The sequence below is a fragment of the Bradyrhizobium sp. 18BD genome, assembly GCF_054185225.1.
Map to the genome: position 1 here is coordinate 63,878 of NZ_JAVAYL010000017.1, position 15,819 is coordinate 79,696.

General features: G+C 65.7%; 14 protein-coding genes. 4 read left to right on the forward strand and 10 right to left on the reverse strand.

All coding sequences use genetic code 11. The features are described 5' to 3' along the window. Window positions 1–13: 13 nt before the first annotated feature. Entirely contained in the window at window positions 14–1,210 is a 1,197-nt protein-coding gene (locus RAD16_RS27790) for an FAD-dependent monooxygenase (protein WP_458161021.1), read from the reverse strand. A 147-nt stretch (window positions 1,211–1,357) separates the two neighbouring features. Between RAD16_RS27790 and RAD16_RS27795 the strand changes: the two genes are divergently transcribed. Next, entirely contained in the window at window positions 1,358–1,834 is a 477-nt protein-coding gene (locus tag RAD16_RS27795) for a MarR family transcriptional regulator (protein ID WP_458161135.1), read from the forward strand. On the opposite strand, the gene RAD16_RS27800 is transcribed toward RAD16_RS27795, so the two are convergent. The 3 genes from RAD16_RS27800 to RAD16_RS27810 form a co-directional block, all read right to left on the reverse strand. After that, window positions 1,803–3,059, reverse strand: a complete 1,257-nt coding sequence (locus RAD16_RS27800; protein ID WP_458161022.1) for an O-antigen ligase family protein — start codon at window positions 3,057–3,059, stop codon at window positions 1,803–1,805. The two genes, RAD16_RS27795 and RAD16_RS27800, sit on opposite strands and share 32 nt — an antisense overlap. Before the next feature lie 178 nt (window positions 3,060–3,237). Continuing rightward, window positions 3,238–4,785, reverse strand: a complete 1,548-nt coding sequence (locus tag RAD16_RS27805) for an undecaprenyl-phosphate glucose phosphotransferase (protein WP_458161023.1) — start codon at window positions 4,783–4,785, stop codon at window positions 3,238–3,240. Window positions 4,786–4,906: 121 nt separating this feature from the next. Continuing rightward, window positions 4,907–6,040, reverse strand: coding sequence for a glycosyltransferase family 4 protein (locus tag RAD16_RS27810; protein WP_458161024.1), 1,134 nt, complete (start codon window positions 6,038–6,040; stop codon window positions 4,907–4,909). Window positions 6,041–6,241: 201 nt separating this feature from the next. Between RAD16_RS27810 and RAD16_RS27815 the strand changes: the two genes are divergently transcribed. Continuing rightward, window positions 6,242–8,533 carry a GumC family protein gene (locus RAD16_RS27815; RefSeq protein WP_458161025.1) on the forward strand — a complete coding sequence of 764 codons (2,292 nt, stop codon included), beginning with the start codon at window positions 6,242–6,244 and terminating at the stop codon, window positions 8,531–8,533. Window positions 8,534–8,597: 64 nt separating this feature from the next. Here the strand turns inward: RAD16_RS27815 and RAD16_RS27820 are convergent, their stop codons facing one another. Next, window positions 8,598–9,779 (reverse strand): GNAT family N-acetyltransferase, encoded by a 1,182-nt coding sequence (locus tag RAD16_RS27820; protein WP_458161026.1) that lies wholly within the window; start codon window positions 9,777–9,779, stop codon window positions 8,598–8,600. 130 nt (window positions 9,780–9,909) lie between these two features. Here RAD16_RS27820 and RAD16_RS27825 point away from each other — a divergent pair, with 130 nt between their 5' ends. Continuing rightward, on the forward strand, window positions 9,910–10,959 hold the full coding sequence (locus tag RAD16_RS27825) for a polysaccharide deacetylase family protein (RefSeq protein ID WP_458161027.1): 1,050 nt from the start codon (window positions 9,910–9,912) through the stop codon (window positions 10,957–10,959). On the opposite strand, the gene RAD16_RS27830 is transcribed toward RAD16_RS27825, so the two are convergent. Next, the gene (locus RAD16_RS27830) at window positions 10,943–11,164 is read right to left on the reverse strand and encodes a DUF2842 domain-containing protein (protein WP_458161028.1); all 222 of its coding nucleotides are present in this window, start codon (window positions 11,162–11,164) and stop codon (window positions 10,943–10,945) included. The two genes, RAD16_RS27825 and RAD16_RS27830, sit on opposite strands and share 17 nt — an antisense overlap. A 125-nt stretch (window positions 11,165–11,289) precedes the next feature. Between RAD16_RS27830 and RAD16_RS27835 the strand changes: the two genes are divergently transcribed. Continuing rightward, complete coding sequence (locus tag RAD16_RS27835; protein WP_458161029.1) at window positions 11,290–12,372, forward strand: COX15/CtaA family protein; 1,083 nt, start codon at window positions 11,290–11,292, stop codon at window positions 12,370–12,372. On the opposite strand, the gene RAD16_RS27840 is transcribed toward RAD16_RS27835, so the two are convergent. The 4 genes from RAD16_RS27840 to RAD16_RS27855 form a co-directional block, all read right to left on the reverse strand. After that, the gene (locus RAD16_RS27840; RefSeq protein ID WP_458161030.1) at window positions 12,373–12,708 is read right to left on the reverse strand and encodes a hypothetical protein; all 336 of its coding nucleotides are present in this window, start codon (window positions 12,706–12,708) and stop codon (window positions 12,373–12,375) included. Between the two features lie 119 nt (window positions 12,709–12,827). Continuing rightward, window positions 12,828–14,108, reverse strand: coding sequence for an O-acetylhomoserine aminocarboxypropyltransferase (locus RAD16_RS27845; protein WP_458161031.1), 1,281 nt, complete (start codon window positions 14,106–14,108; stop codon window positions 12,828–12,830). A gap of 132 nt (window positions 14,109–14,240) precedes the next feature. After that, the gene (locus RAD16_RS27850) at window positions 14,241–14,825 is read right to left on the reverse strand and encodes a CoA-binding protein (RefSeq protein WP_458161032.1); all 585 of its coding nucleotides are present in this window, start codon (window positions 14,823–14,825) and stop codon (window positions 14,241–14,243) included. 142 nt (window positions 14,826–14,967) lie between these two features. Further along, complete coding sequence (locus RAD16_RS27855) at window positions 14,968–15,792, reverse strand: enoyl-CoA hydratase (protein WP_458161033.1); 825 nt, start codon at window positions 15,790–15,792, stop codon at window positions 14,968–14,970. Between the last annotated feature and the right edge of the window lie 27 nt (window positions 15,793–15,819).

The window sequence follows — 15,819 nt, forward strand, 5'->3', positions numbered from 1 at the left end:
ACTGAGTTAGCCGTTACGCCGCCCGCGCGTCATACGCGTACATGAACTCCATGCTCTTCGAGCCCAGTGGCAACAGCAATTTTATCATCTGGTTGCGCATCCATGCGCCGGTGGCGCTGAACTCGCGTTTGCTGTTGCCGTTGCGGCGAGCGATGGCGACGATCTTTTCGGTGCGCGGGCGCCGCTCGGTCTCGAAAGCCTGGAAAGTCGCGCCGAGCTCCTGGCCCTCCTGCATCAGACGAGCGAGCCGCATCGCATCTTCCAGCGCGAGCGAAGCGCCCTGGCCGGCATGGGGGCTGGTCGCATGCGCGGCATCGCCGATCAGCAGCGAGCGCTTGCGCGACCAGGTCGGCAGGGTGGCGACGTCGAGCGTGTCGGTGACCATGATGTTCTCGGCGGCGTCGATGATATCGGGGATCGGGTCGTGCCAGCCGTGGTGGAAGCCGCGCAGATGCTGCTTCAGCGTCGCCTGGTCGAGCGCGCGGAACATCGCCGCGTCCATGCCGTGGGCGGGCTGCGTGCTCCACCACATCACGCCGTCGGTCGGATCGGGGCTGCAATAGCCGTAGCCGAAGAAGCCGCTCTGCCCGAACGTGGTCTCGACATGCCGGCCGATCGGCCGGCCGTCGAGCACGGCGTGCGGCACGAAGCCGCCGAAGCCGATCAGGCCGGTGTTGAACGGTTGCGGCCCATCCGGCACGACCTGACGCCGTGTGATCGAGTGCACGCCGTCGGCGCCGATCAGGAAGTCGCCTTCGGCGGTGGTGCCGTCGGCGAAATAGGCGACGATCGGCTGGTCGCCGCGATCCTCGATCTTGATCAGGCGCTTCTCGAAATAGAGCGAGACGCAGGCGCACCAGGCCTTGTCGATCAGGATCTCGTTCAGCGCGGCACGCGAGATGTTGACGGCCGGCTGGCCGAAGCGCCGCGCCATGTCGCGGTTGATCGAACCAAGTCGCTCGCCGCCTTGCGAATAGAAGTCGAAAGCGTCCGCGACCGAGCCGCGGCTGATCAATTCGTTCGCAAGGCCGATCTCGTCCATCACATGCATGCCGTTCGGCGCGAGCTGAAGGCCGCCGCCGATGCCCTTGGAGTAGGGCCAGGCCTCGTAGATCGCGGACTCGATGCCGGCGCGGCGCAGCAGGATCGCGGTGACGGGCCCGGCGATGCCGGCGCCGATGATCAGGGCCTTGCGGGGACGGGTGGACATGGCTTGCTCCCGACGTTTCCGTGGTGCTAGGAGAAATTACGGTCGCTAAATCTCTTAGTGACTAAGATATCGATTGACTAAGATAAGGGGCCGACCTTGTCAAGGACGAAGGCGCGCGCGGCGCTGCTCGCGGAATTGGAAGAGGCGATGCGGCGGTCGTCCGCCCAGGGCGTGCTCTACGGCCAAACCGTTGCGAACGTTGCCGGAATTGCCAATTCCGATCTCGAATGCATGGACATCCTCTATCTCGAGGGCCGCGTCACCGCGGGCCGTCTCGCCGAGGTCACGGGGCTGACGACGGGCGCCATCACCGGCGTCATCGACCGGCTCGAGAAGGCGGGCCTGGTGCGCCGCGAGCGCGACGAGACAGACCGCCGCAAGGTCTTCATTTCCGTCGTGCCGGAAAGGGCGATGAAGATCGGCCAGCTCTACGTGCCGATGCAGCAGGCGATGGCGAAGGTGTTTGGCGCCTATTCCGACGAGGAACTGCGGCTGCTGCTGCGCTTCGCGACCGAGGGCTATAGGGGCGTGCTGGCGGCAACCGAAGCGCTGAAAAGCCTGCTCGACACGCCGCCGGAGAAGCGGCCGGATCTCAAGCTGAAGAAGCTTCGTCCGAAATCGTGACCTTGTAGATCTGCGCGGCCGCGATCATGCCCCACATCGCGCCCAGCATCATCCAGAAGTGCCGCCAGTGGTCGGTGTCGATCACAAAACTTTCGCCGACGGTGCCGACGAAGGCCGAGAAGATCGCGAGATAAGCGCGCTGCCAGGGCACCCGGACGAAGATGTGCCGGAAGCCCATGATGACGGTGGTGAAGACCAGCGCGGGATAGCACACGCCGGACAGCCAGCCGCCCGACATGAAGGCGTTGAGGTAGGAGTTGTGGGTGTCCTCGGGGAAGTAGCGGTGGAATTGCAGCGGCCCGATGCCGAACGGCAGGTCTAGCGCCATCTCCGCGCCGAGAATGTGCCGGCCGAACCGGCCGAAGCGGCCCTCGTCATAGCTCTGGTCGAAGCTCGCGCGCTGCTTGAACATCTCGGCGGTGGCGTCGAAGGACAGCAGCACCGCGATCAGCGCGATACCCAGCACCGCGGCGACGATCGCCATGATGATAATGCGCGAGCGCTGCGCATTGGTGCGACTGGTCAGCACCATCAGCGCCAGCATGAAGGCGGAGGTCAGCACCAGGCCGCCCCAGGCGGCGCGCGAGAAGGCGAGCAGGATCGCCAGCGACATGATGCCGAAGGCGATGACGTTGCGGAACGCCTTGGCGAGCTTGTCGGAGACCACGCTCTGGAGCGCGAACAGCGCCGGCAGGATCAGGAAGGCGCCGAGCACGTTCGGGTCCTTGAATGTGCCGCGCGCGCGTCCGTAGAGCGTGAGCAGGTCGTCGCCGCCGGGAACCAGGTGGAAGTAGCCGGCGACCGCCAGCAGTGAGGCGATCATCGCGCCGGCCACGAGGCCGCGGCGGAGCATGTCGAGCCGGGCCGCGGTGTCCTCGGAGGTGACCATCGCGAAGAGCACCACGGTCACCGCCATGTACCACGAGGTGGCGATCCAGCTCACCACCTCGGGCTGGTCGTACAGCGGGATCGCACTGATGGTGTAGCCGACATTGAGCACGACCAGCATCAGGATCAGCGGCATCAGCACGAGCCGCAGGCGCAGGCCGGTGGCGAAGAAGGTGACGGCGGCGAGCAGCGTCGCGATCTCGTAGGGGCTCGGCTCGATGAAGACGATCGCACCGGAGGCGCCGACCAGCCACACCAGCGCACGCTGGAGCGCCAGCACGCCGGGCGCGGCCGGTGCGGCTATCTTCACTCCACCGGCTGTCGCCGCATACGCCATCACACGCTCACGCTACTCGTAAACACAACTTCCGCTGTCATGCCCCGCCTTGTGCGCACTTGCGCACTGGGGCGGGGCATCCAGTACTCCGCGCTGTAAGTGGCGACGTTCGCCGCCGGCGTTTACTGGATCGCCCGGTCAAGCCGGGCGATGACAGCGCGTTTTCGGCGCAATCAACTCAATACGCGTTCTCGTTCTTGGTCAGCAGCGAGACCGGCGTCTTCAGCAGAATGACGAGGTCGAACAGCACCGACCAGTTCTCGATGTAATAGAGGTCGAACTCGACGCGCTTCTGGATCTTCTCCTGATTGTCGATCTCGCCGCGCCAGCCGTTGACCTGGGCCCAGCCGGTGATCCCGGGCTTGACGCGGTGGCGGGCGAAATAGCCGTCGACGGCTTCGTCGAACAGACGGCTCTGCAGCTTGCCCTGCACCGCATGCGGGCGCGGACCGACCAGGGAGAGATTGCCGGAGAACACCACGTTGAAGAGCTGCGGCAGCTCGTCGAGGCTGCTCTTGCGAATGAAGCGGCCGACGCGGGTGACGCGCGGATCGTTCTTGGTCACGACCTTGGAGGCGGTCGGGTCGGCCTGGTGATGGTACATCGAGCGGAATTTGTAGACGTCGATGCGCTCGTTGTTGAAGCCGAAGCGCTTCTGGCGGAACAGCACCGGGCCGGGGCTGTCGAGCTTGATGGCCAGCGCCACCAGTCCCATCACCGGCAGGGCCGCGAGCAGCGCAAGGCCGCCAACGACGCGGTCGAACAGCCATTTCATCACCAGATCCCAGTCGGTGATTGGCGCCTCGAACACGTCGAGCGTCGGCACCTCGCCGAGATAGGAATAGGAGCGGGGCCGGAAGCGCAGCTTGTTGGTGTGCGCGGAGAGGCGGATGTCCACCGGTAGCACCCAGAGCTTCTTCAGCATCTCCAGGATGCGCGCCTCCGCCGAGATCGGCAGCGCGAACAGCACGAGATCGACGCGGGTGCGGCGGGCGAATTCGACGATGTCGTCAACCTTGCCGAGCTTGCGCGCGCCGGCGCAGGTGTCGAGCGCGCGGCTGTCGTTGCGGTCGTCGAACACGCCGAGCACGTGGATGTCGGAATCCTCCTGCGCCTTCAGCGCCTCGACCAGCTGCTCGCCGTTGCTGTCGGAGCCGACGATGATGGTGCGGCGGTCGAGCCGGCCCTCGCGGCCCCAGGCACGCACCAGCGAGCGCAGCACAAGCCGTTCGGCGATGAGCGCGGCGAGCCCGAGAAAGTAGAAGGCGGCGAGCCAGAGCCGCGACATTTCGCTGCCGAACTTGGCGAAGAAGGAAATGCCGATGAACATCAGGAAGACGAACGACCAGGACGAGGTCATCCGTGTCATCTGCCGGAGGTGGTCGCGGAACAGTTGCACCTGATAGATGTCGGCGGCCTGGAAGCAGACCACGGCGGCGACCGCGACGGCGACGATCTCGGCGGGGTAAATCCAGCTGAAGCCGGCGAGCGGCATGACATAACCGACATAGACGGCGATGCCGACGAGGCTCAGCAGTGTGAAATCGAGCGCGCGCACGACGCCGGCGATCACGATCGGGGAATAGGCGCGGGCAACCTTCTGATTGACGACGTCGAGCGCGGCGGGCGAGAGCCGGCGGCGGCGCTCTACAAAGGGCTGGTCAGCGGGCTTGGCCGCAGCGCTGGTGGCGGCGTCGAGCATCGAGCGTGCGTTGAGCTGTTCCACGGGCGTCCACGTCCATTCCAAAAAGCCCGTGGGTCGCGACTTTGCGCCCCGGGTGAGCATCCCCTGGCGCCTCGATTATCGGATAAATCGGAAGATTCTCTAAAGCCGGCCTTAAGGATGGTTAGTGATTGGTAAATGCGTCGCGATAACCCGCGAGCACGCCGTCAACCATCGCCTGCTGGGAGAAATGCGCGGAGATGCGCTCGCGCAAGGACGATGCGCGCTGCGCGGTTCCTCGCGGATCGTCGAGTGCGGCCGCGATCGCTTCCGCCATCGCCTCGGCGTTGCTCGCACCGAACAGGGCTGGGCTCTCAGGCCCAAAGATCTCGGGAATGCCGCCGACGCGGGCCGCGATCATGGGAATGCCGGCCGCGCCCGCCTCGATCACCACATAGGGCATGGAATCGCCGCGCGAGGGCACGACCAGCAGCCGTCCCTTGGAGAAGCCGTAGCGCGCCTTGACGTGGCCGATGAATCGGATCGCATTGGTGAGGCCGAGCTTCTCGACCTGCGCTTTCAATGCCGCGGTTTCCTCGCCGTCGCCGCCGAGCGTGAGCGTGACCTTCTTGCCGCCTTCGTGCAGGCGCGCGACCGCGTCGACCAGCAGATCGGCGCCCTTGATGTGCCTGAACTCGCCGACATAAGCGAGGTCGGTCGCATCCTCGGCAATGGTGACAGGCTCGAATTCCTCCGGCGTCACGCCGTTGAAGACGCAATGCACCACGCCCTTGGGCGTGCCGACGATGCGCTGATAGGTATCGCGGGCAAACGCGCTCTCGAACAGGAACAGGTCCGTCGCATCCATCAGCGTGCGTTCGAGGCGGGCGTAGAACTCGCCCTTGAAGGTGTTGAGCGGGTAATGCAGCGAGCCGCCATGCGGGGTGTAGATGCGGATGGTATCGTCGGAGCGTCGCCGCATGCGGACGAAGGCGCCGGCCTTGGCACCATGGCCGTGCATGACGTCGGGCTTGAGCTCGCCGATCAGGCGCCGCATCCGCAGCCACACCAGAAAATCGTCGGGCGACGGCTCACGGCGGATCGCGAGGCGATGCACGCCGAGCTTCAGGCGCGGTGCAAGCTCGGCCAGCGCCTTTTCGGCGCGCTCGCCGCCGGTGAGACTGTCGGCGAGGACGCCGACGTGATGGCCGCGATCGACCTGGCCGTTGGCGAGATCGAGGATGTGGCGGAAGATGCCGCCGACGGGCGCGCGCACGGCGTGCAGGATGCGGAGCGGCCGGTCGGGAGAGGGGGGCATGATCAGAACCAGCGCTCGACGGCGAATGCTCGGACAATTCTCGAAATATCCAGATCGATTAAGGGCCCTCGTGGTTAACAAACGGTGACGAGCGCGCAGGCGCCTGTCTCATCGCGGTGCGATTAACCCAGCGGCAACCTTAATGGAGTGTAATCGCGACGGTTGAGGTAGAGTCGCAGCGTTGCCCTGCGGGAGTGTTCGATGCGTTTAGCGTTCTGGCGTGCCGGCAAGGACAAGGCTGTGGTCGAGCGGGCTGTTTCGAAGTCCAAAGCCGAGGCAAAGGTGGCCGAGGCGAAGGCGGCCGAGGCCGCGCCCAAGGTTGAATCAAAGCCTGCGCCCGTTATTGCGAAGCAGGCCGCGGTCGAATCCGGCGATATCGATCTCCATGCGCTCGGTGGCGCGCTCGCCCGCAAGCGCGGCTGGATCATCGTGCCGACGGTGCTGGCGCTGGTCGCGTCCATCGCTGCCGTCAATTTCGTCACGCCGCGCTACAAGTCGGAATCACGCATCCTGATCGATGGGCGCGAGAACGTGTTCCTGCGCCCGAGCAGCGACCGCAGCACCGAGGAGCGGCAGGCGCTCGACGCCGAGGCCGTCACCAGCCAGGTGCAGCTCGTGCTGTCGCGCGATCTCGCGCGCGAGATCATCAAGAAGAACAAGCTCGCGGAGCGGCCGGAATTCGATCCGGTGCTGCAGGGCATCTCGCCGCTGAAGTCGCTGGCCGCGCTGATCGGCATCGGCCGCGATCCGTTCTCCATGACGCCGGAGGAGCGGGTGCTCGATGCCTATTACGAGCGCCTCCAGGCCTACGCCGTCGACAAGTCGCGCGTGATCGTGGTCGAATTCCAGTCCGCGGATCCTGATCTCGCCGCACGCGTCGCCAATTCGATCGCTGACGGCTATCTCGTGCTGCAGCAGAATGCGCGCCAGGACCAGGCCCGCAACGCCAGCCAGTGGCTTTCCGGCGAAATCGAAAATCTGCGCAAGAAGGTTTCCGACGCCGAGGCCAAGGTCGAAGACTTCCGTTCCAAGTCGTCGCTCTTCGTCGGAACGAACAACACCACGCTGTCGAACCAGCAGATGGGCGAGGTCAACACCCAGCTCAACAATGCGCGCGCCATGAAGGCCGACGCAGAGTCCAGGGCCCGGCTGATCAGGGAGATGCTCCAGAGCGGCAAACCGATCGAGGCATCCGAAGTCGTGAACTCCGAGCTGATGCGACGACTGTCCGAGCAGCGGGTCACGTTGCGTGCGCAGCTCGCCGAACAGTCGTCCACGCTGCTCGGCAATCACCCGAGGATCAAGGAACTGAAGGCTCAGCTCGGCGACCTCGACAATCAGATCCGTGATGAAGCGGCCAAGATTTCCCGCTCGCTCGAAAACGACGCGCGCATCGCCAGCGGCCGGGTCGACGGCCTGACCACCAGCCTCGAGCAACTCAAGAAGCAGGCGACCTCGACCAACGGTCAGGATGTCCAGCTCCGCGCGTTCGAGCGCGAAGCCAAGGCGCAGCGCGATCTGCTCGAGACGTATCTCGGGAAGTATCGCGAGGCGAGTGCGCGCGAGTCCATCGACACCGCGCCTGCGGAAGGCCGCATCATCTCGCGCGCCATCGTCTCGAACACGCCGGCCTATCCGAAGAAGCTGCCGATCGTGCTGATTGCGACGATCGCAACGCTGCTGCTCTCGTCCGGCGTCGTGGTCACCGGCGAGCTGTTGCGCCAGACCGCGCCGCGCGCGATGGCTGTATTCGCCCCGGCGCCGACGCAAACGCCAGTACAAGCGCAGGCGGCGGTGCACCATGAGCCGATGGTCGAGCCGGTTATTGAACCGCTCATTGACGAGCCTGCACCGTTGCAGCCGGAGATGACGGCCGACGCGGCTGTAACCGAATTCACCGAGATCGAGCGTCTGGCCGAGCGCCTGCGCGCCGCGGGTGCGGCGGCGAAGAAGGTCACCGTGCTCGGCACGGCGTCGGGCGAGGCCGTCACCTTGTCCACGCTGACGCTGGCCCGTCACCTGGCGCGCGACGCCCGGGTCGTCGTGGTCGATCTCGCCGCGTCTTCGCCGACCATTGCCGCCGTGTCCGTCGACGCTGCGGCTCCCGGCATCGCCGAGCTGATGCAGGGTGAGGCCTCGTTCGCGCAGGTGATCACGAGGGACAAGCTGTCGCGGCTGCACCTGGTCATGGCCGGCCGTCCCGGCTTCGATCGCAGCCTGCTGCAGTCGCCGCGTGTGACGCTGGCCATCGACGCGCTGCTGCGCGCCTACGACCACGTGCTGCTCGACGCCGGCAGCGCTTCGGACCTCCCGGCAGAACTGCTGACGGCGCATGCCCGCGCCGTCGTGGTGCCGGATGCGTCGATGGCGGCTGATGCGCGGGCGCTGATGCGCGAGCAACTGAAGGCCGTCGGCTTCAGCGAGGTGACGATGCTGAGCAGGCCGGTGCAGCCGTCGAACGCCGCCGAGACGCCGCGCGTGGTTGCGGCGTAGCTTCTCCCACAAGGCGAGAAGGGAAGGGCAGCTCGCAAGTCGAGAGATTCGGGGTCTTCCGCGCTTACCCGAACGCCTGCCGCAGCCGGCGGGCTAGATCGAACAGCATCTGGTTCTGCTTCACCAGCCGCTTGCCGTGGCTCAGCGAGGACATCGCCATCGCCGCGAGCTTGCCGCGCGAGGTCAGCGGCACAAAACTGTCGAAGATGGCTTCGTCGTCCTTGCAGAACATCCGCTTGTACTCGTCCGAACCGATGCCGAGGTCGAGCGAGCGGTAGCCGCGCTCGGCGTAGCGATCGATGATGTAGCGCATCAGGATCAGGCCCGGGCTGTAGCGGGCGTGCTCGGACATCGTATAGGTGTTGAACATCATCGAGAAGCGCTGGCCGTCGGCAACGCCGGCGAAGATCGCGATGACTTCCTCGTCGCATTCGAGCGCGTGGATATCGATGACACGGCCCTCGCCGCGCGGCGCGAGACACGCGCTGCGGACGAACTGCCCGACGCCGGGCTCGGCGAAGACGTTCGGCAGCTTCTGTTCGGCCATCCGCACCGGCTTGACGCGGAAGAACCAGTCGAGCAGGCGGGTGACGTCCGCATCCGTCGTCGCAAGATGATAGCGGTAGCCGGCGAGCGTCTGGAGTTTCTTTTCCTTGCTCTTGAGACGGCGGCGGAACGAGTTGCTGATCCGCGATGCGGGCGGACCGCCGGGCTCCATCACCAGCAGCGGGCAGCCGTTGATCGCGCTTTGCCGCGGCAGAGCTGCGAACGGGTTGTCCTGGTCGTTCCAGCGCAGCGGCTGCTGCGTCAGCGAGAGCACGTCGACATGCTCGCGCAGCGAAGCAAATAGGGCGTCGATGTCGGCGGTGGCGGCCTGCGCGGCGAACTCGGCGTCCCACAGGCCCATGTTGAAGGTGGTGTGCTTGCCGCCCATGAAGCAGGCGGTGCGGACGCGGTGGCCCTGGCGGAGCGAGAGCGGCAACAGCATGAGCGGCCGGCGCTCGGCATCGCGCGCAATCACGATGAAGGGGCGCGAGCCTTCGCAACCGCCGACCAGGCGTTGCCAGGGGCCGAGCAGGTCGAAGCGCTGGTAGGGGGTGAAGAGATGGCCGGGCTCCTCGAATGCGCGCCAGACCGTCTCGGCCTCGCCGACGTCACCGAGGATATCGACATGCGCGATCCGGCTCGCTTTCGACCGCGCTGGCGATTCTGCCGTCCGGCTTTGCATCGCCGCAGCCATGGTCATTCGCGAAACCTGTCGAGAAAACGAAAAATTCGTATTTCGGCCTGTGGCCGACCTTTGCAAAGAAATGTCAATAAAGGGTAATGACTATGAGAGAGGGAAGGGGGCCGCCGGCGAGCACGAAGGTGGGATATTGGCATCCGACGACAGATGGCTGGAACGGCTGCGCCTTGAACTGACCTGGCTCACTGGTCAGGCTGCGCTGCGCAGCCGCGGGGCCGGCGCCATCCTGCGCTTTACGCATGTACGGCCACGGCGGCGCGGCGGATTCCAGCCGCAGCGCGCGCACGAGATCACGCCAGAATTCCTCGACCGCGCCATTCGCGCGCTGAATCGCTGGAATTACGACATGCTCGGCATGGACGAGGTCTGCCGGCGCGCGGTGACGCTGCGCGAGAAGCGGCGCTTCGTGGCGCTCACCTTCGACGGCGCACCCAAGGACTTCATCAGCTTCGCCTATCCGGTGCTGGCGCGCCACGCCGTACCCTTCACGATCTACGTGCCCACCGCGTTTCCCGACGGTGTCGGCGAAGCCTGGTGGCTCGGGCTCGAGCAGGTGATCGCGCGCGAGAGCCGCGTCAGCCTGATGATGGGCGCGAGGGAGCAGCGCTTCACCGTCACCGGCGGTGCCGAGAAGCAGGCGCTGTACTCGCATCTGGAGGACTGGCTGCGCTCGCTGCCGCCGGCGGATCTGTCGGCCGCGATCGCCGATCTCTGCACGCGCTACCGCATTGATCTTGCGGCGCTCTCGCGCGAGGCGTCGATGGATTGGGAGGATCTGGCGAAGCTTGCGGCAGATCCACTCGTGACGATCGGCAGTGCGACCGTGAACTATCCTGTCCTGTCCAACATGAAGGACGCGGCCGCGCAGCGTGAGATGACAATGGGCAAGGTGGTGGCGGAATCGGCCTTCGATCGCGAGATCAGGCATCTCGCCTTTCCGTTCGGCGATCGCGCCTCGTTCCGGCGCAGCCACGTCGTGATGGCGGAGCAGGCCGGCTTTGCCAGCGCGGTGTCGACCATATCAGGCATCGTCGAAGCCGAAGGGCGCACAAATCTGCGCGCGCTGCCGCGGATTTCCTGGGACGGGCGCGTGCGCTCGGTGCGCATGTTGCGCGTGCTGGTGTCGGGCGCGGCCTTTGCGCCGGTGAGGCCGACGAGTAGTGTTACGGGTTCGACTTGACGCGGTCCGGCCGCTGCATCCAGCTCACGATCGGCATCGCCGGCAGCACCCAGCCCATGCCGACCACCACGTAGTAGACCGCCTGACGCCAGCCGGACTCGGCGATCCACGGCATCTGCGCGAAGGCCATGCCGAGCAGGGCCCAGACGGTGGCCAGCACCAGGAGCAGGATGGCGCCGAGGAACTTGCGGGTGCGGATCGTCATGGCGTGGACTTGCGGCTTTCGCGTAACTTGCGCTGCGGGAGCGGGGGACTATAAGGGGCACGCAGTCCGGTTCAAGTCTCTTAGGTTCAAGGCTCTTAGGTCGAAGGCTTGGTTTTGCCCCTGAAATGACGACGAATTCCGCCCCGACCAACCCGCATCGCGCCGTGCGCTGGTGGCTGATCTCCGTGGCCGCGCTGATCGCACTGATGGTGCTGGTCGGCGGCGCGACGCGGCTGACGGAATCCGGCCTGTCGATCGTCGAATGGAAGCCGGTCACGGGCAGCGTTCCCCCGCTGTCGGAAGCGGCGTGGACCGACGCGTTTGAGGCCTACAAGAAAATCCCGCAATATCGCGAGCTCAACGCGGGCATGAGCCTGTCCGAGTTCAAACAGATCTTCTGGTGGGAATGGAGCCACCGGCTGCTCGGCCGCTTCATCGGCGTCGCCTATTTGCTGCCGTTCCTGTTCTTCCTGTGGCGCGGCGGCCTGTCGGGTGAGCTGAAGCGGCGGCTGTGGCTGTTGTTCGCGCTCGGCGGTCTTCAGGGCGCAATCGGCTGGTGGATGGTGGCCTCGGGCCTGACGGAACGTGTCGAGGTCTCGCAATATCGGCTGGCGACGCATCTGGTGCTGGCGCTGCTGATCTTCGCCGGCATCGTCTGGACGGTGCGGCGGCTTAGGGAGCGGCCACAGATCGCAGCGCCCGCGCGGCTGCGCTTCACCAGTGCGCTGCTGCTGATCGTGACTTTCGTGCAGATCTATTTCGGTGCGCTGGTCGCGGGCCTGCGGGCCGGGCGCGCCTACAACACCTGGCCGCAGATCGACGGCGCGTTCATTCCCTCGCCCGAGCGGCTGTGGTTCGAGACGCCGTGGTGGCGCAACATGTTCGACAACGTGCTGACGGTGCAGTTCGAGCATCGCATGACCGCCTATGCGCTGTTCGCACTCGCCGCGCTGCATGCGTTCGATGCGGTGCGCTCGCGCGCGGGCCTTGCTGCAAGCGGCGCGCTCTGGCTGTTTGCTGCGGTGAGCCTGCAGGCGGTGCTCGGCATCCTCACGCTGCTCAACCAGGTGCCGATCGACCTTGCCCTGTCGCATCAGGCGGTCGCGATCGTGGTCCTCACGCTTGCGGTGATGCAGGTGGAGCGGCTTGCGTCGCGGCATTCGGCGGCCCCGCAAGCGCGTGCGGTTCCGGTCGGTCAGCCCGGCTGATCAGCAATAGCCGTAGATGCCGCAGGCGTAGGGCAGGCGCCAGAAATAGTCGACCTGCTTCCCGCCGTAATACGGGCCCTGGTAATCGTAGTCCCAGGGGCGGCCGTAATAGCCTGGCAGCGTGTTGGAACCCGGCAGCAGTGGCGTGCCCGGCAGGTTGGCGACATAGCTGCCGATGCCATCGGCCGGCGAGATCAGCGCATCCGGATCGGTCTCGACATAGACCTTGGGCGGCGGCGCGGCGGCCCGCCGTTTCGGCGTGGCCGGCAGGTCGGCGGCAAATGCGGCTGAAACCGTCAGCGTGGCCGCAAGGGCAGGCAGCATCCAGCGCAGCATCGTCGGCTCCGAATCAAAGGGGCGATCCAGGGACGATGTATGGGGCAGGTGTGGTTAATGACTGTTAACTGGGGCGTTGTTCCGGGGCGGTTTCGTGCACCGCCCTGGAACGAGGCCAGTTACGCCCCCAGCGCCTGCTCGAGGTCGGCGATCAGGTCTTCCTTGTCCTCGATGCCGACCGAGAGCCTGACCACGTCGGGGCCGGCGCCGGACTTCACCTTCGCGGCGTCGTCGAGCTGGCTGTGCGTGGTCGAGGCCGGGTGGATGACGAGCGAGCGGGTGTCGCCGACATTGGCCAGATGCGAGAACAGCTGCAGCTTGGACACCAGGCTGACGCCGGCGTCATAGCCGCCCTTCAGGCTGAAGGTGAACACCGCGCCTGCGCCCCTCGGTGCGTATTTGCGCGCGAGCTGGTTGTACTTGTCGCTCGCAAGGCCGGCATAGCTGACCGAGGCCACGGCCCGATGGCCGGCGAGGAATTCGGCGACCGCCTTGGCGTTGTCGCAGTGCTTCTGCATGCGCAGCGGCAGCGTCTCGATGCCGGTGAGGATCATGAAGGCATTGAACGGCGACAGGGCGGGGCCGAGATCGCGCAGGCCCAGCACGCGGCAGGCGATCGCGAAGGCGAAATTGCCAAACGTCTCCTGCAGGCGGATGCCGTGATATTCGGGCCGCGGCTCCGACAGCATCGGATATTTGCCGCCGGTCGACCAATCAAACGTGCCGGCATCGACGATGATGCCGCCGAGGGAATTGCCGTGACCGCCGAGGAATTTCGTCAGCGAGTGCACGACGATGTCGGCGCCGTGATCGATCGGCCGGATCAGATAGGGCGAAGCCAGCGTGTTGTCGACGATCAGCGGCACGCCCGCCTTGCGCGCCACCGTCGAGATCGCCTCGATGTCGGTGATGCTGCCGGCGGGATTGGCGATGGACTCGATGAAGATCGCCTTGGTGCGCGGCGTCACCGCGCGTTCGAAGCTCGCAATGTCATCGGGATCGGCCCACACCACGTTCCAGCCAAAGCTCTTGAACGCATGCGTGAACTGATTGATCGAGCCGCCATAGAGTTTTCGCGCGGCGATGAATTCGTCGCCGGGCTGGAGCAGTTGCTGCAATACGACGACCTGCGCGGCATGGCCCGAGGCCACCGCGAGCGCGGCGGTGCCGCCTTCGAGCGCCGCAACGCGCTCTTCGAGCACCGCGTTGGTGGGGTTGCCGATGCGGGTATAGATGTTGCCGAAGGCCTGCAGGCCGAACAGCGAAGCGGCGTGGTCGGCGTCGTTGAAGACAAAAGAGGTGGTTTGATAAATCGGAGTCGCGCGCGCACCGGTGGTGGGATCGGGCTGTGCACCGGCATGCACGGCGAGGGTTGAAAATCCCGGAAGGCGATCGCTCATTGGGGGCGTTCCTGTTTCTTGTGGTCTGAAAATCGCGCGGCATGCTGATCGGCGTCGCGGTCGCCGTCAAGCCACCGCTTCACACATCGACGCTACGCATCGTCACGTTCACGGAGGCGGAAATTTAGTGCGTCAGCTCTGCTCGGTCTTGTTCTTCGCAGCGCGGTCCGAGGCCGCGGTGTCGCCGCCGCCGACACTCATCCGATTGAGGGATAGGCGCATGCCCTGCGTCGGCGCCGGCGGCCGCTTGGAACTGAGCGTACGCGAATTCACGCCCATCCAGGAGATCTCGGACGACAGACGGCCATATTCGATCTTGGGGCAGCGGTTCATCACCACCTTGATGCCAACCGATTCCGCTTTCGCCGCGGCCGCGTCGTCGCGCGCACCGAGCTGCATCCAGATCACCTTCGGCAGCGGATCGAGCGTGAGCGCCTCTTCGACGACAGGCATGATGTGGCTGGAGTTGCGAAAGATGTCGATCATGTCGACGGGACGGCCGATGTCGGACAGCGAGGCGACGAACGGCTTTCCGAGCAGCTCCTTGCCGACATGGCCGGGATTGACCGGGATCATGTCGTAGCCGCGCTGCGCCAGATATTTGAACGCGAAATAGCTCGGCCGCACATTGACCGGCGAGGCGCCGACCATCGCGATCGACTTCACGCTGTTGAGAATGCTGCGGATGTAATTGTCGGGATAGGCGTCGTGGTTCATTGGGTCTTCTTTGCTGCTGTCATTGCGAGGAGCGAAGCGACGAAGCAATCCGGACTGTCACCGAGGAGGTATTCTGGGTTGCTTTGCGGAGCCTGTCATCGGGCCGCGCTTCGCGCGGACCCGTTGGCTCGCAGTGACGGAATTATTCATCCCGCCATGTCGGCTCGCGCTTCTCGATGAAGGCGCCGATGCCTTCCTCGGCGTCGCGCGCCATCATGTTCTCGGTCATCACCTCTGCCGCATAGCGATAGGCCTCTGCAAGGCTCATCTCCGCCTGGCGATAGAATGCCTCCTTGCCGAGCTTGATGGTGTAGGCGGATTTGAGCGCGACCTGTTGCGCAAGCTCGATCGCGGCGCCGAGCTCGGTGCCGGCGGGCACCACGCGGTTGACTAGGCCGATCTCGCGGGCGCGGTCGGCGGTAACAGGCTCGCCCGTCAGCAGCATCTCCATCGCCTGCTTGCGCGGCACGTTGCGCGACAGCGCCACCATCGGCGTCGAGCAGAACAGGCCGATGTCGACGCCGGGTGTGGCGAACCTCGCGTCCTCCGAGGCGATCGCCAGATCGCAGCTCGCCACCAGCTGGCAGCCGGCCGCGGTCGCGATGCCCTGGACGGATGCGACCACAGGCTTCGGCAAGTGCACGACCGCCTGCATCATCGCGCTGCAGGCATTCATCATCTCGGCGAAGAAGGCGCGGCCGCGATCCGGATCAGTGCGGCGCGCAGTGAGTTCCTTCATGTCATGGCCGGCGGAGAAGGCGGGGCCGTTGGCGGCGATCACGACGCCGCGGACTGCTTTGTCGTCGCGGATCTCATTCAGCGCGGCATGCAGCTCTGCGATCATCGCCGCCGACAGGCTGTTGCGCGCGGCCGGGCGGTTCAGTGTCAGCAACGCGATGGGGCCGACGGTCTCGCGCAGCAGGATCGGCGGTTGCGAGGAGGGGACGCGGGCGGCCTGGACGGACATTGACGCGACTTCCGTTGAATGATTGCA